Origin of the sequence: Trichocoleus sp. AS-A1, from assembly GCF_039962015.1 — a bacterium.
In the GTDB taxonomy this organism is placed as follows: Bacteria; Cyanobacteriota; Cyanobacteriia; order Cyanobacteriales; family FACHB-T130; genus FACHB-T130.
On sequence record NZ_JAMPKG010000006.1, the window covers coordinates 183,397 to 206,718 of the forward strand.

25 protein-coding genes and 1 tRNA gene are annotated in these 23,322 nt (G+C 45.3%); 10 read left to right on the plus strand and 16 right to left on the minus strand.

The genetic code is table 11. The annotated features are described in order from the left end of the window. The first annotated feature begins 235 nt into the window (after nucleotides 1-235). On the plus strand, nucleotides 236-2,719 hold the full coding sequence (locus NC994_RS07015) for a DUF4157 domain-containing protein (RefSeq protein WP_242030582.1): 2,484 nt from the start codon (nucleotides 236-238) through the stop codon (nucleotides 2,717-2,719). 98 nt (nucleotides 2,720-2,817) lie between these two features. Further along, entirely contained in the window at nucleotides 2,818-3,303 is a 486-nt protein-coding gene (locus NC994_RS07020; RefSeq protein WP_190437076.1) for a type III secretion system chaperone, read from the plus strand. Nucleotides 3,304-3,440: 137 nt separating this feature from the next. On the opposite strand, the gene NC994_RS07025 is transcribed toward NC994_RS07020, so the two are convergent. The 3 genes from NC994_RS07025 to NC994_RS07035 all read right to left on the minus strand — a co-directional run bounded on the left by NC994_RS07025 (nucleotide 3,441) and on the right by NC994_RS07035 (nucleotide 6,311). Further along, on the minus strand, nucleotides 3,441-4,949 hold the full coding sequence (locus NC994_RS07025) for a TldD/PmbA family protein (RefSeq protein ID WP_190437079.1): 1,509 nt from the start codon (nucleotides 4,947-4,949) through the stop codon (nucleotides 3,441-3,443). 79 nt (nucleotides 4,950-5,028) lie between these two features. Beyond that, nucleotides 5,029-5,715 carry an ROK family protein gene (locus NC994_RS07030; RefSeq protein ID WP_190437082.1) on the minus strand — a complete coding sequence of 229 codons (687 nt, stop codon included), beginning with the start codon at nucleotides 5,713-5,715 and terminating at the stop codon, nucleotides 5,029-5,031. A 125-nt stretch (nucleotides 5,716-5,840) separates the two neighbouring features. Further along, nucleotides 5,841-6,311, minus strand: a complete 471-nt coding sequence (locus NC994_RS07035; RefSeq protein WP_190437085.1) for an ABA4-like family protein — start codon at nucleotides 6,309-6,311, stop codon at nucleotides 5,841-5,843. Between the two features lie 107 nt (nucleotides 6,312-6,418). On the opposite strand from NC994_RS07035, the gene NC994_RS07040 reads away from it, so the two are divergent. Continuing rightward, nucleotides 6,419-7,858: a radical SAM protein gene (locus NC994_RS07040; protein WP_190437088.1), complete on the plus strand. Its 1,440-nt coding sequence runs from the start codon at nucleotides 6,419-6,421 to the stop codon at nucleotides 7,856-7,858. A gap of 123 nt (nucleotides 7,859-7,981) precedes the next feature. After that, on the plus strand, nucleotides 7,982-8,614 hold the full coding sequence (locus tag NC994_RS07045; RefSeq protein ID WP_190437092.1) for a D-Ala-D-Ala carboxypeptidase family metallohydrolase: 633 nt from the start codon (nucleotides 7,982-7,984) through the stop codon (nucleotides 8,612-8,614). Between the two features lie 123 nt (nucleotides 8,615-8,737). Here NC994_RS07045 and NC994_RS07050 read toward each other — a convergent pair whose 3' ends face one another. The 4 genes from NC994_RS07050 to NC994_RS07065 all read right to left on the minus strand — a co-directional run bounded on the left by NC994_RS07050 (nucleotide 8,738) and on the right by NC994_RS07065 (nucleotide 11,836). Further along, nucleotides 8,738-9,082: a hypothetical protein gene (locus tag NC994_RS07050; protein ID WP_242030583.1), complete on the minus strand. Its 345-nt coding sequence runs from the start codon at nucleotides 9,080-9,082 to the stop codon at nucleotides 8,738-8,740. 75 nt (nucleotides 9,083-9,157) lie between these two features. Then, a complete protein-coding gene (locus NC994_RS07055; RefSeq protein WP_190412676.1) occupies nucleotides 9,158-9,442 on the minus strand; it encodes a hypothetical protein in 285 nt (94 codons plus the stop codon). 237 nt (nucleotides 9,443-9,679) lie between these two features. Continuing rightward, nucleotides 9,680-10,822 (minus strand): class I SAM-dependent methyltransferase, encoded by a 1,143-nt coding sequence (locus tag NC994_RS07060; RefSeq protein ID WP_190437095.1) that lies wholly within the window; start codon nucleotides 10,820-10,822, stop codon nucleotides 9,680-9,682. A 279-nt stretch (nucleotides 10,823-11,101) separates the two neighbouring features. Beyond that, nucleotides 11,102-11,836, minus strand: a complete 735-nt coding sequence (locus NC994_RS07065) for a glutathione peroxidase (protein ID WP_190437098.1) — start codon at nucleotides 11,834-11,836, stop codon at nucleotides 11,102-11,104. 320 nt (nucleotides 11,837-12,156) lie between these two features. Between NC994_RS07065 and NC994_RS07070 the strand changes: the two genes are divergently transcribed. Beyond that, nucleotides 12,157-12,858 (plus strand): Crp/Fnr family transcriptional regulator, encoded by a 702-nt coding sequence (locus tag NC994_RS07070; protein WP_190437101.1) that lies wholly within the window; start codon nucleotides 12,157-12,159, stop codon nucleotides 12,856-12,858. A 114-nt stretch (nucleotides 12,859-12,972) separates the two neighbouring features. Here NC994_RS07070 and NC994_RS07075 read toward each other — a convergent pair whose 3' ends face one another. Further along, the gene (locus tag NC994_RS07075; RefSeq protein WP_190437104.1) at nucleotides 12,973-13,746 is read right to left on the minus strand and encodes an EcsC family protein; all 774 of its coding nucleotides are present in this window, start codon (nucleotides 13,744-13,746) and stop codon (nucleotides 12,973-12,975) included. A 79-nt stretch (nucleotides 13,747-13,825) separates the two neighbouring features. Here NC994_RS07075 and NC994_RS07080 point away from each other — a divergent pair, with 79 nt between their 5' ends. Then, entirely contained in the window at nucleotides 13,826-13,996 is a 171-nt protein-coding gene (locus tag NC994_RS07080) for a hypothetical protein (RefSeq protein WP_190437106.1), read from the plus strand. Here the strand turns inward: NC994_RS07080 and petD are convergent. Together petD and NC994_RS07090 are read right to left on the minus strand one after the other, a co-directional pair. Beyond that, entirely contained in the window at nucleotides 13,993-14,478 is a 486-nt protein-coding gene (petD, locus tag NC994_RS07085; RefSeq protein ID WP_190437108.1) for a cytochrome b6-f complex subunit IV, read from the minus strand. The genes NC994_RS07080 and petD overlap by 4 nt on opposite strands. Nucleotides 14,479-14,599: 121 nt before the next feature. Continuing rightward, nucleotides 14,600-15,496: an AraC family transcriptional regulator gene (locus NC994_RS07090; RefSeq protein ID WP_190412682.1), complete on the minus strand. Its 897-nt coding sequence runs from the start codon at nucleotides 15,494-15,496 to the stop codon at nucleotides 14,600-14,602. Between the two features lie 48 nt (nucleotides 15,497-15,544). Here NC994_RS07090 and NC994_RS07095 point away from each other — a divergent pair, with 48 nt between their 5' ends. Further along, the gene (locus tag NC994_RS07095; RefSeq protein WP_190412909.1) at nucleotides 15,545-15,766 is read left to right on the plus strand and encodes a hypothetical protein; all 222 of its coding nucleotides are present in this window, start codon (nucleotides 15,545-15,547) and stop codon (nucleotides 15,764-15,766) included. 289 nt (nucleotides 15,767-16,055) lie between these two features. Here the strand turns inward: NC994_RS07095 and NC994_RS07100 are convergent, their stop codons facing one another. The 3 genes from NC994_RS07100 to NC994_RS07110 all read right to left on the minus strand — a co-directional run bounded on the left by NC994_RS07100 (nucleotide 16,056) and on the right by NC994_RS07110 (nucleotide 17,708). Then, nucleotides 16,056-17,333 carry a family 10 glycosylhydrolase gene (locus NC994_RS07100; RefSeq protein WP_190437132.1) on the minus strand — a complete coding sequence of 426 codons (1,278 nt, stop codon included), beginning with the start codon at nucleotides 17,331-17,333 and terminating at the stop codon, nucleotides 16,056-16,058. A gap of 18 nt (nucleotides 17,334-17,351) precedes the next feature. Continuing rightward, entirely contained in the window at nucleotides 17,352-17,534 is a 183-nt protein-coding gene (locus tag NC994_RS07105) for a hypothetical protein (RefSeq protein WP_190412684.1), read from the minus strand. A 101-nt stretch (nucleotides 17,535-17,635) separates the two neighbouring features. Then, a tRNA-Ala gene (locus NC994_RS07110) sits at nucleotides 17,636-17,708 on the minus strand. 172 nt (nucleotides 17,709-17,880) lie between these two features. On the opposite strand from NC994_RS07110, the gene NC994_RS07115 reads away from it, so the two are divergent. The 3 genes from NC994_RS07115 (at nucleotide 17,881) to NC994_RS07125 (ending at nucleotide 20,990) form a co-directional block, all read left to right on the plus strand. Then, on the plus strand, nucleotides 17,881-18,714 hold the full coding sequence (locus tag NC994_RS07115; protein ID WP_190437136.1) for a rhodanese-related sulfurtransferase: 834 nt from the start codon (nucleotides 17,881-17,883) through the stop codon (nucleotides 18,712-18,714). Nucleotides 18,715-19,245: 531 nt separating this feature from the next. Next, the gene (locus NC994_RS07120) at nucleotides 19,246-20,322 is read left to right on the plus strand and encodes a hypothetical protein (RefSeq protein WP_242032552.1); all 1,077 of its coding nucleotides are present in this window, start codon (nucleotides 19,246-19,248) and stop codon (nucleotides 20,320-20,322) included. 137 nt (nucleotides 20,323-20,459) lie between these two features. Next, nucleotides 20,460-20,990 (plus strand): hypothetical protein, encoded by a 531-nt coding sequence (locus NC994_RS07125; protein WP_190437203.1) that lies wholly within the window; start codon nucleotides 20,460-20,462, stop codon nucleotides 20,988-20,990. Between the two features lie 267 nt (nucleotides 20,991-21,257). On the opposite strand, the gene NC994_RS07130 is transcribed toward NC994_RS07125, so the two are convergent. From NC994_RS07130 to NC994_RS07140, 3 genes are all read right to left on the minus strand, one after another. Then, nucleotides 21,258-21,761, minus strand: coding sequence for a hypothetical protein (locus NC994_RS07130; protein WP_190437139.1), 504 nt, complete (start codon nucleotides 21,759-21,761; stop codon nucleotides 21,258-21,260). A 79-nt stretch (nucleotides 21,762-21,840) separates the two neighbouring features. Then, entirely contained in the window at nucleotides 21,841-22,185 is a 345-nt protein-coding gene (locus NC994_RS07135) for a cupin domain-containing protein (protein WP_190412689.1), read from the minus strand. A 15-nt stretch (nucleotides 22,186-22,200) separates the two neighbouring features. Further along, complete coding sequence (locus NC994_RS07140; RefSeq protein WP_190437143.1) at nucleotides 22,201-22,977, minus strand: class I SAM-dependent methyltransferase; 777 nt, start codon at nucleotides 22,975-22,977, stop codon at nucleotides 22,201-22,203. Nucleotides 22,978-23,322: the final 345 nt, after the last annotated feature.

The following is a 23,322-nucleotide window of genomic DNA, read 5'->3' on the forward strand; positions in this document are numbered from 1 at the left end:
TCAACAAAATAATTAAAACCTCTATTCCAGAGTGCCAGATTATTCGTAAATTCAGCAACGCTGCAACAGTCAGTCGTTCTGATGTCCGTGAGTTTTCTATCTTTACATCCCAATAGGTTATCCCAGCTTGCTTTATTCTAGTTACAAAATATTACATTTATGCTAAAACAAGGTACTAAAGATAGTATTGACAAGAAAGAAATATTATTTTGCAATTCTGGAATAGAGGCGAGAGATGACCTACGAAAGAATACGAAAATCTTCTTCTTGGAATCCCGCTTCTAACCAGAAAAACAGCCACAGCATTCAGTCGCGCTCTTTTGCAATCCAACCAAAACCTGATTCGCAGCTGCCTCCTACCCAGCAGGAAATAGAAAATCAAGCATTTGACCAGCATAAGTTTGAGGCGACCGGGCTAGAAATACAGGCGAAACTAGGCAGCATAACGCCAGAGGGACAGGAACGACTAACGGTATTACAGGCAAAGATGGATGCCTTTTGGCAGCAGAAAAGAGAAAGTACGCAACGCCAAGGCATTAACTTATTGGAAATCCCCAACCTATTTGCTCCCCGCCAAATATCAACACCCCAACCAATTCAGGCAAAACTGACGATTGGAGAGCCAGGGGATCGGTACGAACAAGAGGCAGATCGGGTAGCGGCTCAAGTCGTGAGTCAGATTAATAACGCACCTGCGCCTAAACAGTCAGCTTCGGGTGAAACTGTCCAGCGAGACGAAATGCCCCAACTGGATGAGGAGGAAAAACTCCAGCAGAAACCAGAAGGCAGCATTCAGCGGCAAGATACGCCCCAACTCGATGAAGAAGACGAACTCCAGATGAAGCCAATAGTGCAGCGTCAGTCTGGAGCGGATGGAATGGCTGCAACAGCGGATCTGGAAACATCCATCCAACAAGCTAGAGGGAGCGGACAATCCCTCTCAGAAAGCATCCGAGAACCAATGGAAAAGGCATTTGGCGCAGACTTCAGTAGTGTCAAAATTCATACTGATGCCCAATCTCACCAGCTAAATCAATCAATTCAAGCCAAAGCTTTCACTACGGGTCAAGATATCTTTTTTCGGCAGGGGGAATACAATCCAGGGAGCCGCGGGGGACAAGAATTGTTGGCGCACGAGTTAACTCATGTGGTGCAGCAGAATGGGGGTCAGGTACAGCGGCAAATACAGAAATCATCTGAATTGTCCCCTGGCTCTCAAATCATGAGATTGAATGATACGCAGACTGGGGAACTGCCACTCATTCAAGCAAAAGAAATTATGGGAGTGAAAGCGTTTCAAGCAGCAACTTCGGTTTCCTTGTCCCGTCGTCCCTCCGAACTAAAAAAAGTTGATGAAGCACTGAAGAAAGTACAACAGGCAGGTGCAGATAGCATTCTGCTGGGTGAGTTATTAGAGGCAATCGATCGCTGTCTAGATAAATTCTCAGATCTGCATCCTAGAAGATCGGGCGTTATTAGCTTGCGCGACCAAGTTATAGAACAGCAGACAGAAATTAGCCTGAAACTTCAAGATAATGACCAGCAGGCTCCAGCGGAAGGAAGAAGCCGAAGTGGAGCTTTTTCTGCTGAGAAACAAAGTGTTGGCAAAGGCAGCAATTTTAGTGATTTTGACAGCAAGCAATATCGAGTGTCAGGGCGAGCGCCAAATCGGATAATTGAGGAGGTTAAGCGCACGCAATTAGGAAATGGGAAAGTCGTTTATTTCGCAATGGGTTTGGTGACTGGTTTTAACGGCAAAGCACCTCGCGTAGCACCCTATCCACAACCCGTCTCTCTAGGAGATTGGTACCCCTCTGTCACTCATATCAATGGTATGCAAGTAGCGCCAAAATCGGGACTTTTAAGCGCCGCAGCATTGCAAGAATCAGTCAACGAAGCGCTAGATGCTCAAGACGATGCCGCATTAGGACAGAATGCCATAGATGTTCTTTACACCTATAGCGCTCAACGGGGTGGTGTGGTAGCCGATCTGATTGACTGCCTCAAAGGAAAAGTCCAAGTTGACGACGAAGCAACAGAGAAGCAGGAAGAAATCATGCTAGATGCGGTGCGCCGCAAAACACGGGTTACTGTTTCTGCTCACAGCCGAGGAACGATTAAAACTGACAATGCAGTTAGAAATGTACACGAAGTTTTGAAACAAGAATATCTATTATTAGCAAGACAAGACCCCGCAGTTCTCAAAATCTATCAAGATTTTGCTCTGTTCTATCAAGAAAATGATATGGGACTAGGTATAGACCCAGAAATGTTAGCGGCAGCGGCGCGAGAGGAAGCCGCTAAGAGGATGGCTAGCGATCGCGCTAAGGAGGATATGAATACTTATATCCAATTAATTTTTGCCGGAAATGCTGTACAGCATCCGTCTTCAATATTAAAAACCGACCTATATGTGGGTGGATTTGACCCAGTTAGTTTTGCCGTCGGGACTTATAGCCACATTGGTAGCAGGATAGACTCTGCTATTGGTACGGGAGGACACGCTAAATCAACAGTTCATAGCGTGGGTAAAACTAAGGGACATGGTTTTGTCGGGAATTATGTTCCCGCTGTTAGCGATAAAATTGCTAAAGACTTAAGCGGACGGGAAGATATCCAAGACAAGCAAGCTAATCAAGCTTTATCTAATATTGATCCCGAAAGGTTAGCAGAATTAGAGCAAATGGGTAATAACTCTAGAAGGCGTAGGGGTAGGTAGGTTCGTTCGATTAGCGATCGCGTTTCTACTTAATCGTTTGAATTTGCTTTTTCTGCTGTAAATAGTAGGGAAAACTATATTTTATTCAGGTCAAAATTTTGCTGAAAGACGATGTAAATGCTGGTTTAGCAGCAATAAGTAAACCAGATAATTCATCTAAATTAATTTTAAATGAATCGGGTGGCTGCACTATTTCGCTCCCCTTTCCTCCTTCAATCGTTAAGTTGTCGGGAGGACAGTTGCAGGTAGAAATAAGAATGGCAAAAACGGGTGAGTTTTTTACTTTGTTATCACCTTTAGCAGCGGTTCACGGTCAACTAAGCCGAGAATTTTTAGACGCTTTATTGCACAGGCAATTTTATGCCGAACAGGTTTCTAGTCTGAGTTTTGCGATCGCAGTTGTCGGCGATAGCGATCTGCTAGTGGCAGTTCATCATTGGATGCTGGATGCGATCGCACCAGAAGAATTTAAACGTTTATTTCAAAAATTTATCTCGGCAGTGTTATCTGCTATTCCAGAAATTAATAATATGGCTAGTTCTGAAATATCGTTAGCACCGATTCATTCAGAGGAAAATTCTTAAATAATTGGCAGAGTTTTCGGGAATTTTGCTGTTAAATTATCTAAAATTAGAAAAAATAATCTACTTTTTCTGTAGGAAGATAGCGATCGCCTTAGAAATTGAAGATGATAGGGATGCGATCGCATCTCCATTTCAAATCACGAGGAACTGCCAATCTGAATATCGCGCACTCGCACGGGTACGCAGGCGTGAGTCATTTGGGCAATTTGGATCGGTTCACCTTTACCGCAATTGTTAGCACCGCACTGCATCCATTCTGAGGCGGGACCAACTGCATCCACGCTATTCCAGAAGTCAGTTGTCATTGAATGGTAGGTAACATTTTTGAGCATCCCTACCACTTTCCCTTTCTCGACTTTCCAGAAAGCATCGCCGCCAAATTGGAAATTGCGGCGCTGTTGATCGATGGAGAAACTACCAATTCCGTCGATTAAAATCCCGTCTTCGGTGTCAGCAATCATCTCGGCTAAAGTGGCGGTGTGGCTGCCTCCCTCTGGCCCTGGTTCTAGCCCTAAGTTGGGAATGCGAACCATCGGCACGCTTGACCAACTATCAGCATAGGCGCAACCGTTACTGCTGGGGCGTCCGAGTCGATGGGCAGTTTCGCGGTCTGTTAGATAGTCTACTAAAGTACCATCCTTAACAACGTACCAATCTTGTGAGGCAACTCCTTCATCGTCGTAGCCTGCGGTACTGCGTCCTCCCGGCTGAGTGCGATCGCATTTAAAATTCACCCAAGGTGCGGCATATTGCAGTTTGCCTAATTTATCAGTTGTGGCAAAGCTAGTGCCTGCAAAGTTGGATTCGTAGCCGTACACGCGATCGAGTTCTGTGGGATGTCCGACTGATTCGTGAATGGTCAAAAATAAGTTAGTCGGCTTGAGAATGAAAGTCGAACGAATCCCCGAAGGACCAACAGGCGCGTGAACTTTCTCAATCGCTTCTTCCGCAACCCGATCGACTTGGCTAAGGATATCTGACTGATCGATATGCTCATACCCGATGTTCAAGGGTGGGCGTTCGTAACTGCGGCTTTGAGCATCGCCATTGGCGATCGCTGTACAGCCAAATCCCGGATAGCTACGGTAGATTGTTTGGTGAATGAGAGAGCCTTCTGTAGAAGCGAAGGTTTTGTCTTCGCGGCTGAAGCTGAGGTAAGAATAGGCTTTTTTGATGCCGCGATCGCCATAATTCAACAACTGCTCGTTCACATTCAGCAGCAGTTCTGCCTTTTCAGCAATTGGCACCGTAAAAGGGTCAATCTGGATCGGAGTGATGTAAGTATCCCGGTGCGCTTCAACGGGAACTAACTGCACCCGCGTGAGTTGGGAAAGGCGACTGGCTTTGGCGATGTCTACCGCTAAGGCAACAATTCTGGCAACTTCTGCCGGAGTTTTGTTATGGCTGGCAGCGAAACCCCAAGCGCCATCTAGCAGCACCCGCACCCCAAAACCAGAATTGACATTGTCTGACAAATTGCTCAAAGAGCGATCGCGTGCATAAAGATTCTGAGTTCGGTAGGAGCAAAAGCGGACATCTCCGTACTCGCACCCAGCTTTCCGAATCAGGTTGATCGCGAGTTCGCTCAATTCAGTCGTATAGCCTGGGGTTTTAACCTCAGAAATGGGTGCAGGAGCTTGTACCATAGCGATCTCCAATTAAAAACTAAAAATGTAAAATTAAATGCAAAAAGACTCTTTTTTAATTTTACATTTCTAATTCATTCTAATCCCGCCATAAAGCAATTCCACCCAATAAACCTGTCACATTGGGCACGATTTTCGTGTTTGACGGTAACTCAAACGCGATTTTTTTCGCTTCGCCGCCGCCGATATAAAGAGAATCGTAATTAAACAAATGTTGAAGAGATGCGAGCGCTTTTTCTAGACGATTATTCCATTTTTCCTTACCGACTTTATCCAAAGCAGCACGCCCCATCTGCTCTTCGTAGGTTTCCCCTTTGCGAAACGGATGATGACCCAGTTCCAGATTGGGTACCAGTTTCCCGTCTACAAACAAGGCGGAACCAAAGCCGGTGCCAAGGGTAATGACCAACTCAACACCCTTGCCGGAAATTGCCCCCATTCCCTGAATATCGGCATCATTTGCCACCCGCACCGGCTTGCCCAAGCGATCGCTCAGCACGGTTGCCAGATCGAATCCAATCCACTCTGGAGTTAGATTAACCGCCGTTTTCGTCACCCCGTCGCGCACAACACCTGGAAAACCAACAGATACGCGGTCAAATTCACCTGCTGCGGCAGCAAGACTTGCGATCGCATCAATCACAGGCTCCGGTTTGGCTGGAGCTGGAGTCTCTACTCGACTACGTTCTGTTTGTGGCTCTCCAGCTTCGTCTAAGACTATCACCTTGATGCCACTGCCGCCAATGTCAACCGCTAGGGTACGCATACATCTATTCTCTCTATTTGATAATGAATTGATTGCGAATTTTAGATTGACAATTTACGACTCGTGCAAATGTTAAAACTAACCTTTTTACACCGCTAGATTGTAATCCAAAATCCAAAATTCTCTTACGCCTGTGAAGTTGGAGTCGAGGCAGCTACGGAATCGGTTCCAGTTGGAAAGAAAAATTTATTTGTCACCCACTTTGTCAAAATATGAGACAACAGTCCCATTGGCCCTGCAAATAAGCACAACACCAGCGAGTGGATTGTCCAGACACCAGTACGCTGTCCTTCCCAGTAGATATAGCGACCAACGAACAAATCCATTACCAGGAAATGAACCCACCCAATCGCAGCTGCTTTCTCGTCGGCAAAGAATCGAGCAATATCCGCGAGTTGAGGATTGGACATCGCTTGAGCAGATTCCGGTGTAATGGATGTAAAAAACCAATACACATATAAACCTGCTAAAGCCACAAAGGGGAGATAAGATTCCATCACCCGCTTCGTCACGCCCCAGTTGGGTAGAAAAATCATTAGCGCCCAGAAAGGCAGAACAAACAGATTAGCGGCGTTGAATAGTTGAGTAATTGTCATAGATATGAAGAATTAATCTGACTATCGTCATCGTAAGCGACTGTTAAGCAGATTGCCGGTTAGAATCGGTGCCCAGAAACCTACCAATCGTCGCAGGAGCTTTCTGAATGAAGGTCAAAATGATTTTACCGGCTTTGACTGAAGCCCTCAGCCCCCACTGGCGACCGATTAAATATTCGCTGTTTCCGCCACTGGGATTAGCGACGATTGCCAGTTTTTTCAGCGAAGATGATGAAATTATCCTGCAAGACGAACACGTTGAGCGACTGGATTTAGATGATGAGCCAGATTTGGTAGTGATTCAGGTTTATATCACCTCAGCTTACCGAGCTTACGAATTAGCCGACCATTACCGTAAAAAAGGCGCATACATTTGTCTGGGTGGATTGCACGTTACCTCCCTTCCAGAAGAAGCTGCTGCCCATGCGGATACAATTTTCCTGGGTCCTGGTGAAGATACGTGGCCTGAATTTCTCCAAGATTTCCGGGCGGGACACCCTGGTAAAGTGTATCAGTCGAAGCTGCGATCGCTCCTCGGCGTTCCTCCCATTCGCCGCGACTTAATTAAACGCCATCTTTACCTAATTCCGAACTCCATTGTCGTTTCGCGGGGTTGTCCTCACACCTGCGATTTTTGCTACAAAGAAGCTTTCTTTAAAGGCGGTAAATCTTTCTATACGCAACCTGTAGACGATGCACTGGCTGAGATTGAGCGGCTACCAGGGCATCATCTTTATTTTCTCGACGATCATCTGTTTGGCAACGCTGAATTCGCCGCCGCGTTGTTTGAGGGGATGAAGGGGATGGGGCGCGTGTGGCAAGCAGCCGCAACGGTACAATCTATCTTGCAGCCGGGATTGTTGGAAAAAGCAGTCGAATGTGGCTTACGCAGCTTGTTTGTTGGCTTTGAAACCCTTAACCCGACGAATCTCAAAGAACAGCATAAATATCAAAATCTCAATCGAGATTACAGCGCTGCGATTCGCCGTTTGCGGGATTTGGGCGTGATGGTGAATGCTAGCTTCGTTTTTGGCATGGATGACGATGATGAAACCGTGTTTGAGCGCACCGTTGAATGGGCGGTGCAGCAAGGGCTAGAAACTGCCACGTTTCACATTTTGACGCCTTATCCCGATACTGCTTTGTACAAACGCATGGCAGCGCAGGGACGAATTACTCATTCCAACTGGGATTTATACGATACTCGTCATGTTGTCTACAAGCCAACTAAGATGACGCCGGAGGTGCTAGAGGCAGGCTACTGGCAAGCTTATAAAGATTTTTACCGTTGGAGTAATATTTTCCAAGGTGCTTGGGCTAAGGATCGTTGGTCTGACCGGATGCGGCATTTGGTTTATGCTGGGGCGTGGAAGAAGTTGGAGCCAGTTTGGGACGGGATCATTCGGGCAAAGAAGGTGACTCAATGCCTGCCAACTTTGGAAAGTGTTTTAACCAGTTTTGGCGCTCATCCATCCCCGCAACCCCGAGAAAAGTTACCTCTTAAGGGGGAGGCAGCCGTTCTACAAGAGCAGATGCCAGTTTTATAAAAGTCTCTATAATCTTCCAGAGCGGGTTTTCCCTGACCTACAGCTGGGAAACAAGAGAATAGTGGTACAGGTTGCGCGGTAGGCTGGTATTTAGGGAATTGCCCGCTGGAGGGAGCGACCGATATGGAGTTCAAACTAACAAATGCCTTTAAGTTTTATCAGAATTTAGAGCATCAAAATCAAGCGATTGATGAGCTTGAGCAATGGTTCAAAGATAATTACCCAGAGCAGTTAGAGAAGTTTCACCAAGCTTTATTAAATGGCCCAAGCCCCGATCTTGCCCCGGAGGCGATGGAGAAACTGACATTCAAAAGTAGCCAACCGTTGGCTTTGGCAACCTATTCGTCTTCGTCAGAAATTCATCTGAACGATCCGATCATTGCGGGTGGTGACTTGACGTGGGCAGACGCGATTCCTAATGGCGATCGCCATCTCCCCGAAAATCTAGAAGTCGTGGAGAATATTATCGCTCTTGCCAAGCAGCTACAAGTTGCCAGAGACCAGATTGGTAAGCCTTTCCTGATCACCAGTTGGTATCATCACAAACCCTTTGGGGCTAAGGTTCATGGCGCGTCCAAAAATCAACCGATGACGGGCGGTGCTGTTGATTTCAGGGTGGAGGGCTACACCGGGCGACAGCTCGCAAAGATGCTGGATTGGTGGGAAGGCGGTTTAGCGACCTATATGTATGTGCCCTATATGCTGCATCTGGACATGGGTCCCCAGCGACGCTGGCAAGCACAATATCCAGGCTAGGGAACAATTAAAAATTAAAAAGCCTCAATTTTTAATTCTTAGTTTACGCGGTGTGCAACTTTTTCTTAACCTCCCTTGGCAAGAGAGGCAGAAATACAGAAAGTCGCACGCCGTGTTAGTTTCTTAACGAACGCCGGGAAAGTTATTGACAAACTGAATCTGGATATCGGGAAAATTCTCGACAATTTGCACCTTGAGATCGGGAAAAGATTCAACAAATTGCCACTGACCGCACCGTTGGGGAAAAGCGGTGACAGGTTCGACGATTAAATCCGGGGAGGATGAGACAATCTTTACCTTGATATCTGGCAAGCTTTCAACAATTTTTATTTTGCCGTAAAGTGGCTTGCCATTGTAGGTGCAAGTGGCTTTGTTAATGACACTTTGAGCAGAAACGATCGCTCCTAGCGGCAGCGTCACCAGTAGGCTAGTGCCAAATACAACCCAGTTCAACCAACGTTTCATCATCAAGATACCTGGAACAAGTTTAAATCTGCTCAATCTCAATCTATAAATTTAGGATTTGTGACTTTTATATTCTGCTTATTCAGTTAATGTATCCAGTTCCTCTTTGACAACCCGTAGAATTCGATCGAGATAGGCTTGTCGCCACTGTTCTCTCTCTTGTTCTACCTGCTCACTTGGCTGGTAATTCTCAATTTCTTCAATCGAAATCAGACCTTTTGTTTGAGCCAACCGTTCAACTGTATCGAGACGTTCGTGTAGAACAGAGACTTCCCCAGTTAGCGCCAAAACCATTGCCAGTAACTTGTCGCTTTCGGGATTTTCAAAATAAATAGGTTTTTTTCCCTTAGCTTTTTTTGCCATTACTACAAATTCTCTTGAATAACTTTATTTGTATTTCGTCGTTATTGACAAATGGGTAAAAAATGCTGGAAATAGACTTTTTGCAGAAGCCGGGGAAAGGTTAAAGTAACTATTTTTTCCTTCTTTTTTACCCAATCAAATCAACCATCTGATGATTTTTACCAGAAGTCTCATGACGAGTTTTTAGTCAGTCGTTACTCACTCATCACTGATGGCCGATCGCTAATGACTGGTGACTTATTTACTGGCAACCAAGAGAAACCAATTGCCCCGACTGCCAAAACCGCCTCCTTGGGATGTGCCTTTCCAGCCACCTGTAGCAGCAACAGTTGGGGTAATTTTATCTGCTTCAAAACCAGCTTGGCTAGTCAGCGCTACCAAGTCTAGATCGCGCATGGCACTCCACCAAGGTTCGTTGTTATTTTGCGTTTCCCAATCAAACATGAAGGCGCTGTAGGGGTCCATGTTTTGATAAAGGGGAGCTTCCACATGAACCATTAGTCCACCGGGTGCTAGCAGTCGGTGGCATTCACGCAGAATATTCGCGATCGCTGGTGGCGATGCTTCGTGCAACAAAATATGGGAGACGATCAGATCGAACGACTCATCGGGGAAATCTGTAGACTCACCATTCTGCTGCGAGAAGTGTACTCGCTTACCCAAAGCCTCCGCTCTTGCATGAGCGTACCGCAGCATCGGTGCCGCTACATCAATCGCATAAACTTCAGCTTCTGGGTAAGCATCCACATAAGGAAGCGTGCTGTGACCGACGGAACATCCGATGTCGAGAATTTTTCGAGGACGGAAGTTGGGATGCTGCGGCTGTAAGTAATTGCGAACCACAGACTGCCCTAAGTCGTCATTCATTGGCCCTAGACGACCCATTACATAAACGTAAACACCGCGATCGTAGACAGCCCCTGCTGCGATGTCGTTTTCGGTATATTCGCTGTGGTATCCACCCGGCATACAGTGAATATCGACTGCGGTGTGATAGGCGGGTATTTTTAAATCTGCATTTAAGGTTAAAGAACCCAAAGGGCTATCCTTGTCCCGCGCCTGCTCAATTAAATCGACAAGCTGCCGATCGACGCTCGTGTTGACTGAATCCCACATCATTTCTTGAGTGGTACGCCGCAATGCACCCCACATTCGGTAATAGGGTTCGTGCTGCATCAGACGGCGAACTTCATGCCGATCTTGAGGCGATCGCTGATGCTCCTGCTCAAACTGTGGTTTAAGCCGCTTCTCGTAAATTGCTTTATTTCCTGGGGTGATCTGGCTTGTCAGGTAGCTTTTTAAGCTATTGACAAAGTTTTGGCGTGCTAACTCGTCATGGGTCGATTGAGGCAGCATCCGGTGTTGGAATTGTTTATCCATATCCTAATTTCCTAACCCCTTATTGTTTACTCTAACAAGTTATCGTTAGCTTTCAGGGGTTTTGGTGTAGGTAAGCGATCGCTTTCACCGAAAGTTACGCTCATAGGAGCGATCGCTTTCCCCGGAAGTTACGCTCATAGGAGCGATCGCTAACCAACATAAATGCGAGAGCGATCGCGCCTAGGACAAAATCTAGAAGCGATCGCTCTTTCCTCAGTTAAGGACTCAGTTAAGGACAGAATCGCTTACTTGAGGTGACTGGCTGTTTTTTGCCTTCTTCTATCTAGCACTGAGGTAAGCTTCTAGCTTCTCAGAACCCCCAATCAACTTGCCATCAATAAATACTTGGGGAACCGTTGTTCCGCCTGTGACAGCCCGTAAAGAGCGAGTAGTAATTTCTTTGCCTAAGACAATTTCTTCGTAATCCAACCCATGCTCCTTCAGCATCACCTTTGCACGAGAGCAGAAAGGACAACCTACTTTTGTGAACAGGGAAACGATCTGAGGCTTTGCTGCCTCAGGATTGATATAGTTGAGCATTGTCTGGGCATCAGACACCTCAAAGGGGTCTCCCTCCACAACTGGCTCAATAAACATCTTTTCAATCGTGCCATCCTTCACCAGCATGGAATAACGCCACGACCGCTTCCCAAAGCCTAACTCAGCTTTATCAACCAGCATTCCCATGCCTTCGGTGAATTCACCATTCCCATCGGGAAGCAGAGTTAGATTCTCTGCTTCTTGGGATTTAGCCCATTCATTCATCACAAAGGCATCATTGACGGAAATACAGAGAATGTCATCAACGCCATTTTCATGAAAGACCTTAGCCAACTCGTTGTAGCCAGGGAGATGGGTTGATGAACACGTCGGAGTAAAAGCACCCGGTAGCGAGAAAACAACCACTGTCTTCCCAGCAAATAAGTCGTTAGTCGTCACATTCACCCACTCGTTGTCACGGCGAGTGCGGAAGGTGACGTTGGGAACTTTTTGTCCTTCTCGATTAGGAAACATGAATTTCACTCCTTGACTACAAGCGATCTGAATGATGAACTTCTATTAAGCGTACTCATTATGACTACATTTTGTCAAGGCAAAGACTTTTTTAACTTGCTTTCACGGCTAGAGAAACATTAAATAAAACTGGGAAACCTGACTCTGAAGCTTGGGGCTACATAAACGAAGCCTGCTCTGGGCAGGCTAAAATTCTTCAGGCTGCTCCCGGCACCCTTTGGATGCGCCAGCCCCGCCCTGAAGGGTGTGGGCGCATACATTGGGTAGGATGCTCCCATGATTTTCTTGTCGTCTTATCGTCTTCTCGAAGCTCAGAAAAAATGCAGGCAACGGTCGAACAGCTTTCTCGGATTTTGGTTTTTGTAGATTTAACTTTGCCAGAATTAGAGCGTTTACAACCCCACACGCAAGTGCAGAACTACAGCCAAACAGAGATTGTCATGCAGGAAGGCGATCGCCTTCCTGCAAAGCTATATGCTCTCCTGAGCGGTTCCTTACAAGTCGTTAAAACGGCAATAACCGGCAAGGAAACGATTCTCCGTACCTTACCACCAGGAGAGATCTTTGCGGCTCCCGCCTTATTGGGTGATGGAATTGCCCCAGCGACCGTTACTGCTGAGTGTGATTCTCAAATTCTGACGGTAAAACGAGATGCTCTTCTAGAAGCCATTCAGCAAACCCCGGAAATTGCCTTACGAATGCTGATGGTTTTCAATTCTAGGCTGCAACAACTCCATGAAACGGTGCATGGATTGGTTTCTGAGCGGGCAATTGTGCGCTTAGCTAGATTGATTCAGTATTCTGCAACTCGATATGGTACCTCTCCAGCGGCGGAAGGTCAGTGTTTGAAGGAGAAGCTTTCTTATTATCAAATGGCTCGCAGTATTGGTATTACCTATGAGGAGTGCGTGCGACTATTTAAAAGTTTGAAGCCAGTTATGGCTTACAGTCGCGGTGGAAAAATTACGGTGCATGATGCACAGAAATTGGAAGCGATCGCTTCTGGCATGATTAACGAGTAACGAATAAGTGGGGGGTGAAGTTTGCCCAATCTGGAGTTGGTAGCTATTTTGCGATCGCCCAACCAAGAGAGTCATGAAACCTTTTCTTCTTTACTGAACAAGCGCTTTTAGGAACTAGCTAGCAATACTCCCAACACCATTCCCCTCAGCTTGAGCTTTGAACTTTCTTTTCGCTTCGTAGAATCGACAGGCGACAGATCCCAGCGAGTAAAGCAATGCAGCGTTATTCGACGCTCCAACCACAGCACCGATTACAGGCAAGAGTTCGATAAAGCCTAGTCCAACTTTCAGGACTCCAGAACCGCCAACAGACAAACCGAAAATGGCTAGAACTTCGCCTCGTCGAGTTGGATCTTCTAACGGAAAACCGTATGCAGCCGCAATGCGGTAGATCATCTCTGCTTGAAGCGCTGTAACCGCTGCCACATCGACTGCAAACAGAGTGAGCGCTATCGGAGGCACGAAGTTAGTGAGTAATCCAACTCCCCCGCCTTTCAGGGAGGTGTCCACAATAATTCGGTGAGCAAGCTGCTCAGAGCTTTCTAGAGGATATTCTTGTCGGAGCTTGTTTACCTCATTCTGAGCTTTTTGGGCATCAACTTGACCCAATGCAGTCGTTAACCAATTGATGCCTGGAACCTTGGCAGCAAACTTCACGACTGGATTTTCAGCGATTGGGGTGACGATTTTGCCTACGTTTTCCGTTCCCTGCTCCACGAAGCGCACAGCCGCAGATCCAACCGTTTCTCCTACAGCAGTAGTCGTGCTAGTAACGTTTTCAGCAGTTGACTGCAATGTATCAGAAGCCAATTTAGCAAACTGAATTGCTGTAGCGATCGCTTCACTCATTGGGTCTGTGCCTGAACCTTCTTTGCCTGGTACTGCCATAGATTTTGGTAACTTTTAAACTTTAGGCTGACACCTACTTTACAAAAAGCAAAGACTCCGTAGCCTCTATCCTCTGATAGTGATTGAATCTTCTAAAAGTCTGAAATTCAGTAATCAGTCTCATGGCTCAGTTTTTTACAGACACCAGTCTTCGGAAGTATTAGATAAATATGCGATCGCGTTTTCTCTGCTAGATTTCGGTGCTGGAGGCGATCGCTTTGAAATAACTGCCACGCTTCAGCAACTTTAGAACAAACCCAAAGTCAGGGATTTGTCAATCGGTAAAGTAGCACCAATTACTAGCCAGAGTGTAACTAAGGTACCCACTAAGAAAACAACTGTGGCAACTGGGCGACGGAATGGGTTTTGGAACTTGTTAACGTTTTCGATGAAAGGAATTACGATTAAGCCCAAGGGAATCGAAGCATTGAGTACAACTCCCAATAGTTTGTTAGGAACAACGCGAAATATTTGAAACGTTGGATAGAGATACCACTCTGGCAAAATCTCTTGAGGGGTCGCAAAAGGATTTGCCGGTTCTCCTATCATCGCCGGATCGAGAACTGCCAGCCCTACACACAATGCAATGGTTCCTAAAATCACTACTGGAAAAATATAAAGCAGATCGTTAGGCCAAGCTGGTTCTCCATAGTAGTTATGCCCCATCCCTTGAGCTAGCTTTGCCCGCAGTTTTGGATCGCTCAGATCGGGTTTCTTCTTGATTCCTGTCATATCACAAACTCCACTGCTGCCATGTAAAGCGAGTTATTTGCTTATGGCTGTTCAGTTTAGCGATCGCTTGATATTGCTGTCTTGCCTATTCTTCTGAAAATGTTCTAATCTTCCAAAAATCTTAGAGAGCGTCCCTATAGGCTTTTGGCGTAGTTGTAGTATATTGACGAAAGACTCTGGTAAAGTGGCTCTGACTCTTAAAACCTACTTGCTGAAGTATTTCTGCAATTGTCAACTCTTGCCTAGCTAGCAGCAATTTAGCTTTCTCAATCCGACATTTGGTTACATATTGATGCGGTGCAAATCCGGTAGATTGTTTGAACAAGCTGGCAAAGTAATGTGGACTCATCTGAACGGTGGCGGCAATTTCAGCCAACATCAAGTCTTGATCTAAATAGTCGTTGATGTAAGCGATCGCTTCTCTTAACTTGTGAAGAGGTAATCCTCCGGTGTAGTCTGACATGAGCGATCTCTTGACAGAGTATCGCTGTAGCAAATGAGCCGAGAGAGCAGTTGCCATAGACTCAGCGTACAGACGACTATCTACTCCACCTGATTCAAGTTCAGTTTTCAGTGATAAACCAATTTGCTGAATCAGCGGATCGTGTACTTTGAATTGCGGCACTATCTCTACTCGATCTGCATCAACTGATTCATACGCAACACGAGCAAATGTTGCTGGTTCAAGATAAAGATTAATAAACTCAGCTTTGCGATCGCATTTAGCGATTAAATCTGATTGATTGGCGGGAAAAATACCAACATCACCATCTGTATAGCGCTCACTCTGCCAGTGTCCATTTCTTTTTAGTCTTATCTCGAATTGCCCAACACAGATGGTGATAATATGCTGGGCAAAGCAACATTCAGGAAGTTCGTGAGCAGACTGTCGATGATAAGCGAAGTGAATACCTGACCACGCAGAAGTATTACTTGAGAGTACAGGTGCGTTTAGGACAAGCTGCTTCCAAACTTTTTCTTGTGTGAGATCGATATTCGGTAGTTGAGCTTCTGGCATGACTGGTATAGCTTTGCATGGCTATCCTTAGTTTATGGGGTTAACCGAATGAATGTGACACCGGGACACTTTATCCGTGAAAAGAAAAGCTTAAAGCAGTTATTAGAGTTACCTTTTTTGCGATTATTGATTCTGGTACTTACTATTTACCCTGCTATCAGAATGGACAACGATATCGTTCTTTTTCTTGCCGGTGTTGGCGTACTCGTCTTCTATCTCATCTTCTCGGCGCTGACTGAAATGGGGACTAAACTTCCCTGGAAGAAATAGCTAGTTTTGTTGTATGGTGGGCTTCTGCCCACACGTTTTGAAACATTTATAGAAAGATGCGATCGCGTCCTTCTACGCCTAAAATTATTGAAGATCCGCAATCATCCTTGGGCAGAAAGAAGGGCGATCGCACTTGCTTCTTACGTTACTTTTCACAGTTACAGAACCATTGGAAGCAGGCGTTAGGTAAACATTCTCTCAGTTTTCCGTTTTGGGGCTGCTGAGAAAGCTTAAATTATTCAATCATGTATCGTCAAGAAGTTAGAGGCAAACTGCGGAAATCATTGCCTTACTTAGTGACTGGAATAGCATTTTTGAGAAGAGCAGCAGTCTCTTCGGGTTTTCCAGAGGATGGAAAAACCAAAATACTCTTAATTTTGGGGTTATTAACCAATTCTTTTAAGCGATATAACTGCTTATCTGAGATGGCTACTCCCTCATACTTTTCGGCATAATCTAGCTCCTGGTTGAAGTTAGCATCGTTATAAATTTGAATGAAAACTCGATCGATATTCCAATTCTGCCAATCAGCCGCAAAATAACGTTTACCCCAATAAGGATTATGATGGCAAAGATCGAAACTAACAGTGGGGTTAGCTTTCTTCATATCAGCTCTCATTTGCCGCACAAAATTAGTCAAATGGGCGGTGCGATCGACTTTTCCAGGTAATTCAGCATGATAACCAAGGTAATCATCCCACTGAACCGCATCGATATGGGGATACTTTTTGACAAATTCTACTGATATCTTTTTGAAGAAGTTAGCAACTTCTGGGAGTTCCACATCCAGTAAGTAGTGATCGATGCCAGCGTAGGTTTTATCCACCCCAGGCACAATCCATCGTTTAGAAATTGCCAAGTCGAAAATTGGGCTATTTTTATCAATTTTAATGCCCTTCTCAAAATAGGCGTGAACTTGCATTCCCTGCTTGTGCGCCTCATCAATCAGCCAATCTAACCATCGATCTTGAAATTGGTTAGGACAACTTTTATATCCGAGGGTTTGCTGCATCACCTCACTGTTATACATCGTGCAACCATTCCCCCACACTCCATGAATAATTGTATTGATTCCTTGAGAGCGGTAATAACGAACTCGTTCGCGAATCGTTCTTTCGTTAGCATTATTAGTTACTTGATATCGACTTAAATAAATTCCCCTTATTTTCTTCTTCTCCCAAGGATTTTGAGGTGATGGTGAATTTTTGGGGGTTACGGGTAATGCTGAAACTTGTGGTTTGGTTATTGGTGTGCCAGCCGGAGTCGCTTGCGAAAGGGGCGAATTTGTAACAGGTAATGGTATAACTTGTGGCTTTGTTGTTGGTGTGCCAGTCGGAATTGCTTGTGGAAGGGGCGATTTGACAACCGTTACACCCTGGCTAGGCGCAGGGGTCAAAATAGGAGTCGTTGGTTGTTGATTATTTTGTTGATTATTAGGCAAAAATTGGCTGATATTTAGACGATCTAGCTGCCTAAAACCCCAATAACCAACTCCAAACAAAACGATGATTAATGAAAATGGAATACTCGCACATCCACATCCATTATTTTCTTTTTTAGGTGGCATGATAACAAGGGTGATTGTTCAACTCGGAGAGTAACTCTCTTGACTCAATTGAGGCTTGCTTGTAGTAACAGATACTTTGGAAGCGCGGAAGGAAGAATTTAGAGAGAATGGTGGTATATCTAGGTACTTCACTTCGCGATCGCTTAATTCCGCATCACTGCGGCGACAAAAACCAACAACCTGTCCTAAGACTGCGTTCATCGTTGTCAGAATTAATTAAATGACACGAATTGGTTTACAACGTCGTTAAACGACATTAATCTGTTAACGACGACAAATAATGTGTTAATTGACAAGATAAATGGAGGTTAGCGGACTCGAACCGCTGACATCCTGCTTGCAAAGCAGGCGCTCTACCAACTGAGCTAAACCCCCAAACTTGAAGTCGGAACTTCAGACACTTTTGTTATATTAGCTCATCTGCTTCCATTAGGGAAGGGGGTAGAGGAAGAAATATTTAGATGCATATCATCACAGAAGCTTACTCTGTTAGGTTAGGTGATGAACCAGCGTAAAACATTTTTACTCATTGCTGTTGAGTGGGGAAATGACCCAAGTTGTTGTAGCTTTCTATAAATTTGTCAAGTTGCCAGATTTTGCCGATAAGCAAGACCCCTTATTGTCGCACTGCAAAAGACAGGGTATTAGAGGGACAATTCTGCTGGCAGCAGAAGGTATTAACGGGACGATCGCGGGTTCTCGTGAAGCAATCGACTCAGTTTTATCATTTTTACGCTCCGATCCGCGCCTAGTTGACTTGGAGCATAAAGAGTCTTATGCCGATTCTCCGCCGTTTGACCGGATGAAGGTGCGGTTGAAGAAAGAAATTGTCACCTTGGGATTGCCGGAAATCGATCCGAGCGATCGCGTCGGCACTTATGTCAGTCCACAAGCGTGGAATGAACTGATTTCCGATCCAGAGGTGACGATTATTGACACCCGCAACGATTATGAGGTAACGATTGGCACCTTCAAACGAGCGCAAAATCCCAAAACCGCCTCATTCCGGCAGTTTCCCGCCTATGTTCGCAATAACCTCGACCCGAGCAAACATAAAAAGGTAGCTTTATTCTGCACTGGCGGGATTCGCTGCGAAAAAGCGACATCGTTTATGATGGCTCAAGGGTTCCAAGAGGTTTATCACCTCAAAGGCGGCATTCTCAAGTATTTAGAGGAAGTTCCCCCACAAGACAGTCTCTGGCAAGGGGAATGCTTTGTCTTCGATCAACGGGTTGCTGTACGCGAGGGTTTGGAGATAGGAACGCATGAAATGTGCCCTCGTTGCGGTCATCCTATCTCCGAAGCGGATCAAACTTCGCCTGATTATCAGCAAGGGATTTGCTGTCCCTACTGTTGCGATCGCTTCACCCAGGAAAAATAGGTAGCACCGTAACAAAGGTGGCGACAAATTAATTTGGGCAGATTCTCAGGATACGCGATCGCAGTGCAAAGCTTACCTTGCAAGCGGCTGTGTTTTCCTTGTTGCGACATCAGCTTGGAGTGCTAAGTCTGTTCGCCCTATCCTGGTGGGTATAAGAGCGATATAAGCGCGATCGCTTCCATGCATTGCAGACATGGATAAATAGCGATCGCTCTTATCCTTGCACAAGAGAAGATGGGCGATTCCCTGCGGGATAGCTTTGCTTCACGGAAATTTTACTTAGGCGAATAATTTCCGTACATAATTCAATATTTTAGAAGTTTTAATGAAGTTTGATTTGCCGTCCTTGACGGTTTCACAAATAGTAGCTTTCAATATAGTTAACTCGTGTTGGATGTTACAAGGCTAGAGTGAAATTTCCCAGTATTTCAGGGGAATAAAAGAGGCGTTCGCGCCTCTTTTATTTAAGCTGCATTGTATAGGCACTGGTTATACATATTAATTGTCTTGAGTTTTTTACTTAGCGAATAAATGTTTAAAATTAATATCCAGGAAATAGAAGCTGTAAGTTCTAGGTTCCAAGAAACAGCCTCAGAGATTGTTTCAAATACTCAAGGTGCAGTATCAGAGGCAATCTCAACAACCCAAGAGGCTACAGATAGTGCAATTCAAGAGGTTTCCAACTCAGTCACTTCCATAGCTTCTACGTTTCAAAAAACAGCATCAGAGATTGTTTTAAATACTCAAAATGCAGTATCAGAGGCGATCTCAACAACCCAAGAAGCTGCGAGTAATTTAATTATTGAGGCTCAACAAACTTCTAGCGCCGTTACTGGCGCTGCAACAATTGCTGCACAAGAGGCATTCAAAGTTGCTCATAATATTAAATTTGAGAACTTACCTCACAACTTACAACTGAAATTTCACCGAGCTGGGGTACGCGAAGGCATTCGTAATGTTCAAGAAGCTGCCAAGGTGTATGAGACGATTCCAGCACAAACTCGCGCTCAAGGATATGAGGCGATTCGCGAGTTTTGCAGTGATAAGGATTGGAGCCATATAAAAGCACACGTTAACGGTGGAGGAAAAGAAGCTTCAAACGGCATCTTCGAGAACTTCCGAATCAACCGATCTCGTGGTGGAGTTGATATGACTCCTGAAGAACTTGCAGCAGCACGTAAAGTCCTTGGCGATGCAGCTTTTAAAGCAAGTTTAGAGCAAGTAATTGGAGCCGTTGTTCAAGGTGCTTTGGTAGCAGCGGTGATTGAGCTTGTCTTCTCAACTTTAGAAAATTCACTATCCTTTGCTGAAGGAAAAATTACGCAAGATGAGCTAATTCGTAACGTTGCTATTTCAACAGCAAAAGCTGGATTAGCTGGTGGTGTAATTACAGGCATCTTGATGTGCATCTGTATAATTTTCCCACCAATTGCGGCTCTACTTGGTTACGCTGCTGTTCCTCTTGCAGTGATTGGTATCGGCTTTATGTGCGTTCGCGCCTGGGAAATCTTCATCCGTGCAGATAAGCTTTTTGGAATTACTGAAGAACTGGTAAAATTTACCCAAAAGATTGAGCAAACCATTCTGAATTTTGACGCTTTGGGATAAGCGATCGCTCTTTGTAAAATTCAGTTTATACGCGCTCAGCTCCTACTAAAAAATCTCCAATTTTGAATGAACGGTGGGAGCGATCGCGCTACTTAGTTAACCGATAATTCTATAAGTCTTTAAATATGATAGAAAATATGGCTGCTAGCGCATTTTATCCTTTGGCAGGCTTGTTTGAGGCTCTTATCAAAGAAGTTTATGCTGAAAAACAAAGAAAACACGAACAGCGAATGAAAGAACTTCAAATTATTTCTGACTCTAGCCTTCGTGATGCTTATGTACAGCAGCTTTTACTTGATAAATTTCTTGCTCCTGTTGAGAATGCACAGCATCAAATTCAAAATACAGCTAAATACGCACAGTATTTAGCAGAAACCTTTAACTATTACTATCAAGACCACATCGCAACAAAAGAAGAAGCGAAAGAAATATGTTATCAACTTCGGGTTTTAGCCATTAAGATATCTCAAGTTGATTCACTCTATGAATTAAAAGTAATTTATCAAGTAGCTACTCTGTTTGTTTATCAATTATCAAGACTTCAACACAAAGAACGCAAATACTCTTTAGAGAGAGCGCTCCGCAAAAACATATTAGATGTATTAAATACTTGCATTGCTGTTGAGACAAATTTTCAAAGACGAGTTGATTTTATGGGTGTTAACTGAGGTGAAAATTGCCAGAACAAACCAGAGAAACTGAGCCAAGAATTAGAAACTAGATAAAAGAATCACGATTGTGCTGTGTCATCGATGCATCAGTAAAACCTCGGCCTGTACCAAGTTTGCAAGTTGAGAGAGGGACGCTTTTTAGCTTCCGGTGGCGTGGTTGAGATGCGATCGCTTACTGGTTTGATGGTTTGTTCTTCTTACCGCACTGGAGATAAGAGCAAAGTCTGAAAGAGGGCGGCTACAGTGCAGCCACCCTCAACAAAATTAGGCCACTACTTGGCGAACGCGATCGCCAACACCAACTCGATCGCGTTCGCGGGCATCAACTGCAAGTACGAGACACAAAGCAGCGATCGCTGTTTGCCATTCCTGACGCACTTGGGCATCCTCTACAGCCTCAAATAATCCTACCAGGCGAGGAGTTGAGCGTTCTAGAGCGAGACGGGGAACGGGACGATGCAGCTCAACTAAGCGCATCAGGCTTTCCTGACGCTTTAGGAAATTAACCACCCATTGAGTCGTATGATCGGGACCATCTGGGACGCGCTGCACCTTTAACTCGTTTTTGAGCCAATCATAAAAAGGCGGTAGCTTGTCTTCCAAAACGGTCTTTGCTATAGGCAAAGTTTGTTGCAGCAACGCGATATTTAAACTATCTAGTTTCTGCTGAATTGCAGGCGAGTTGAGCAAATCCTGCAAGCTGAATGAGAGTAGCGTTTCTACTTCAGAAGTCGATAGGTTGAGGTGTTGAGTAAAAGTATTCAGCATGGTTAATTTCTTGGTGACTGAGTATTAGTATTGCAGTTTGAAGATGGTGGGACTATGAGCTACCTCAGTTAGTCGCCACTTATTTTTGTTGGGGATTTTCCGAAAGCGTCAGCAGAAAAGCTAGATTTTCTTCGGCTTTCAAAGCGTGGGGAGCATTGGCAGGCATGAAGATAAAACCGCCCGGTTCAAGTGCTATTTCTTGCCTTTGCAAAGTTAATAGCCCTCGCCCTTCAATGACGTGGACGGTTGCATTTCGAGGCGAGGAGTGTTCAGAAATATTTGTACCTGCGGCTAGACACAACAGCGTGTATTGACAGCAGGAATCTTTAAGCAAAACTTTGCTGAGGACTCCCTGCTGGGGATACTCAATCTTTTCTGACAATTGAATCGCTAAAGATGGATGAGGTATCAGTGTATTAGTCATGATTGATTCACTTTTTTAGGCGCGTTTTGCACGCAGGACGATGTAACCCAAATCCTGTTGATATTGCTGGAAGACACAGCGCATTGCCAAAACTCGTTTCCGCAGCGCTGGGCGCGTCAGAACATTCCACAGAATCCGGAGGGTATCCACAACGCCTTCGTCTTGAAGTACCCGATGCAGATTCAACAAACCCATTGACCCGGTTTGATGCTGTTGTACTTGCAGTCCAGCAGCTTCACAAGCAGCCAGCCAATTTGCCTGGGATAACGGGGTAGAATTGACCCGAATTACCTGTGCTAAAGCTTGATGAATCTCTGCTTCCTGGTTACGGGCGAGTAATTCGTGGCAAAGAAATTTGCCTCCTGGCTTCAAGCGATCGCGCACCCCAGCCAAAATCTTGCCTTTCCCTGGTACAGATTGCATGGTTAAAATCGCTTCTGCCAAAACATAATCAAACTGTTCGGAAATGGCATCCAGGTGGAACACATCGCCCTCAATGATTTCCACCTGAGCTGTTAACCCTGCCGCCTCAATGTTGGCACGGGCACGGGCTACACTTTCGGGGTTTTTCTCTACGCCGACCACCCGCACGCCGTAGCGTTGAGCCAGAGCGATCGCGCTGTAGCCAAAACTAGAAGCTAGTTCCAGAACTGTCTCACCTGCTTGGAAGTCTGCCCACTCAAACAATTGCTCTGTGGCAATTCGTCCGCCAGGTCGCAACATTTTCTTTCCGGCTGCGGCTAGAACTTGATGTCCGGTGGCGGTTTGGAAGTCGAGGGTAGCGTTGGTCATTTCCTTGACCCTCCTGTGTGGTGATATCTTCACTTTGACAGGAAGGTTCAAGTAAGTCTTTGAGCTAGCTCATATTGGGGGAATTATCTACAGCAGTTCTCTATGAGATGTAGTAAAGTTTCACCCCACCCCTGCCCTTTCGGCGAACGGGCAGGGGTTCAATATTCGCCCCTCTCCGTAAACGGAGAGGGGTTGGGGGTGAGGTTCCTTAGGATTGTGGATTCAATAAAAGCAGGACTTACGCAGGTACGCTATAGGTAGTGGCATAGGGGCTGATAGAGCTACATCAAAAAAAACTAATTAATTGAGCCTGAGCATGTTAGTCTCAAGTCGAGTAGAGATTGA

Excerpts from the sequence above, each read along its gene's own strand:
- NC994_RS07015 (WP_242030582.1), top strand. The coding sequence starts at position 236 with ATGACCTACGAAAGAATACGAAAATCTTCTTCTTGGAATCCCGCTTCT.
- NC994_RS07025 (WP_190437079.1), bottom strand. The coding sequence starts at position 4,949 with ATGGTACAAGCTCCTGCACCCATTTCTGAGGTTAAAACCCCAGGCTAT.
- NC994_RS07030 (WP_190437082.1), bottom strand. The coding sequence starts at position 5,715 with ATGCGTACCCTAGCGGTTGACATTGGCGGCAGTGGCATCAAGGTGATA.
- NC994_RS07035 (WP_190437085.1), bottom strand. The coding sequence starts at position 6,311 with ATGACAATTACTCAACTATTCAACGCCGCTAATCTGTTTGTTCTGCCT.
- NC994_RS07040 (WP_190437088.1), top strand. The coding sequence starts at position 6,419 with ATGAAGGTCAAAATGATTTTACCGGCTTTGACTGAAGCCCTCAGCCCC.
- NC994_RS07045 (WP_190437092.1), top strand. The coding sequence starts at position 7,982 with ATGGAGTTCAAACTAACAAATGCCTTTAAGTTTTATCAGAATTTAGAG.
- NC994_RS07050 (WP_242030583.1), bottom strand. The coding sequence starts at position 9,082 with ATGATGAAACGTTGGTTGAACTGGGTTGTATTTGGCACTAGCCTACTG.
- NC994_RS07055 (WP_190412676.1), bottom strand. The coding sequence starts at position 9,442 with ATGGCAAAAAAAGCTAAGGGAAAAAAACCTATTTATTTTGAAAATCCC.
- NC994_RS07060 (WP_190437095.1), bottom strand. The coding sequence starts at position 10,822 with ATGGATAAACAATTCCAACACCGGATGCTGCCTCAATCGACCCATGAC.
- NC994_RS07065 (WP_190437098.1), bottom strand. The coding sequence starts at position 11,836 with ATGTTTCCTAATCGAGAAGGACAAAAAGTTCCCAACGTCACCTTCCGC.
- NC994_RS07070 (WP_190437101.1), top strand. The coding sequence starts at position 12,157 with ATGCAGGCAACGGTCGAACAGCTTTCTCGGATTTTGGTTTTTGTAGAT.
- NC994_RS07075 (WP_190437104.1), bottom strand. The coding sequence starts at position 13,746 with ATGGCAGTACCAGGCAAAGAAGGTTCAGGCACAGACCCAATGAGTGAA.
- petD (WP_190437108.1), bottom strand. The coding sequence starts at position 14,478 with ATGACAGGAATCAAGAAGAAACCCGATCTGAGCGATCCAAAACTGCGG.
- NC994_RS07090 (WP_190412682.1), bottom strand. The coding sequence starts at position 15,496 with ATGCCAGAAGCTCAACTACCGAATATCGATCTCACACAAGAAAAAGTT.
- NC994_RS07095 (WP_190412909.1), top strand. The coding sequence starts at position 15,545 with ATGAATGTGACACCGGGACACTTTATCCGTGAAAAGAAAAGCTTAAAG.
- NC994_RS07100 (WP_190437132.1), bottom strand. The coding sequence starts at position 17,333 with ATGCCACCTAAAAAAGAAAATAATGGATGTGGATGTGCGAGTATTCCA.
- NC994_RS07105 (WP_190412684.1), bottom strand. The coding sequence starts at position 17,534 with ATGAACGCAGTCTTAGGACAGGTTGTTGGTTTTTGTCGCCGCAGTGAT.
- NC994_RS07115 (WP_190437136.1), top strand. The coding sequence starts at position 17,881 with ATGACCCAAGTTGTTGTAGCTTTCTATAAATTTGTCAAGTTGCCAGAT.
- NC994_RS07120 (WP_242032552.1), top strand. The coding sequence starts at position 19,246 with ATGTTTAAAATTAATATCCAGGAAATAGAAGCTGTAAGTTCTAGGTTC.
- NC994_RS07125 (WP_190437203.1), top strand. The coding sequence starts at position 20,460 with ATGGCTGCTAGCGCATTTTATCCTTTGGCAGGCTTGTTTGAGGCTCTT.
- NC994_RS07130 (WP_190437139.1), bottom strand. The coding sequence starts at position 21,761 with ATGCTGAATACTTTTACTCAACACCTCAACCTATCGACTTCTGAAGTA.
- NC994_RS07135 (WP_190412689.1), bottom strand. The coding sequence starts at position 22,185 with ATGACTAATACACTGATACCTCATCCATCTTTAGCGATTCAATTGTCA.
- NC994_RS07140 (WP_190437143.1), bottom strand. The coding sequence starts at position 22,977 with ATGACCAACGCTACCCTCGACTTCCAAACCGCCACCGGACATCAAGTT.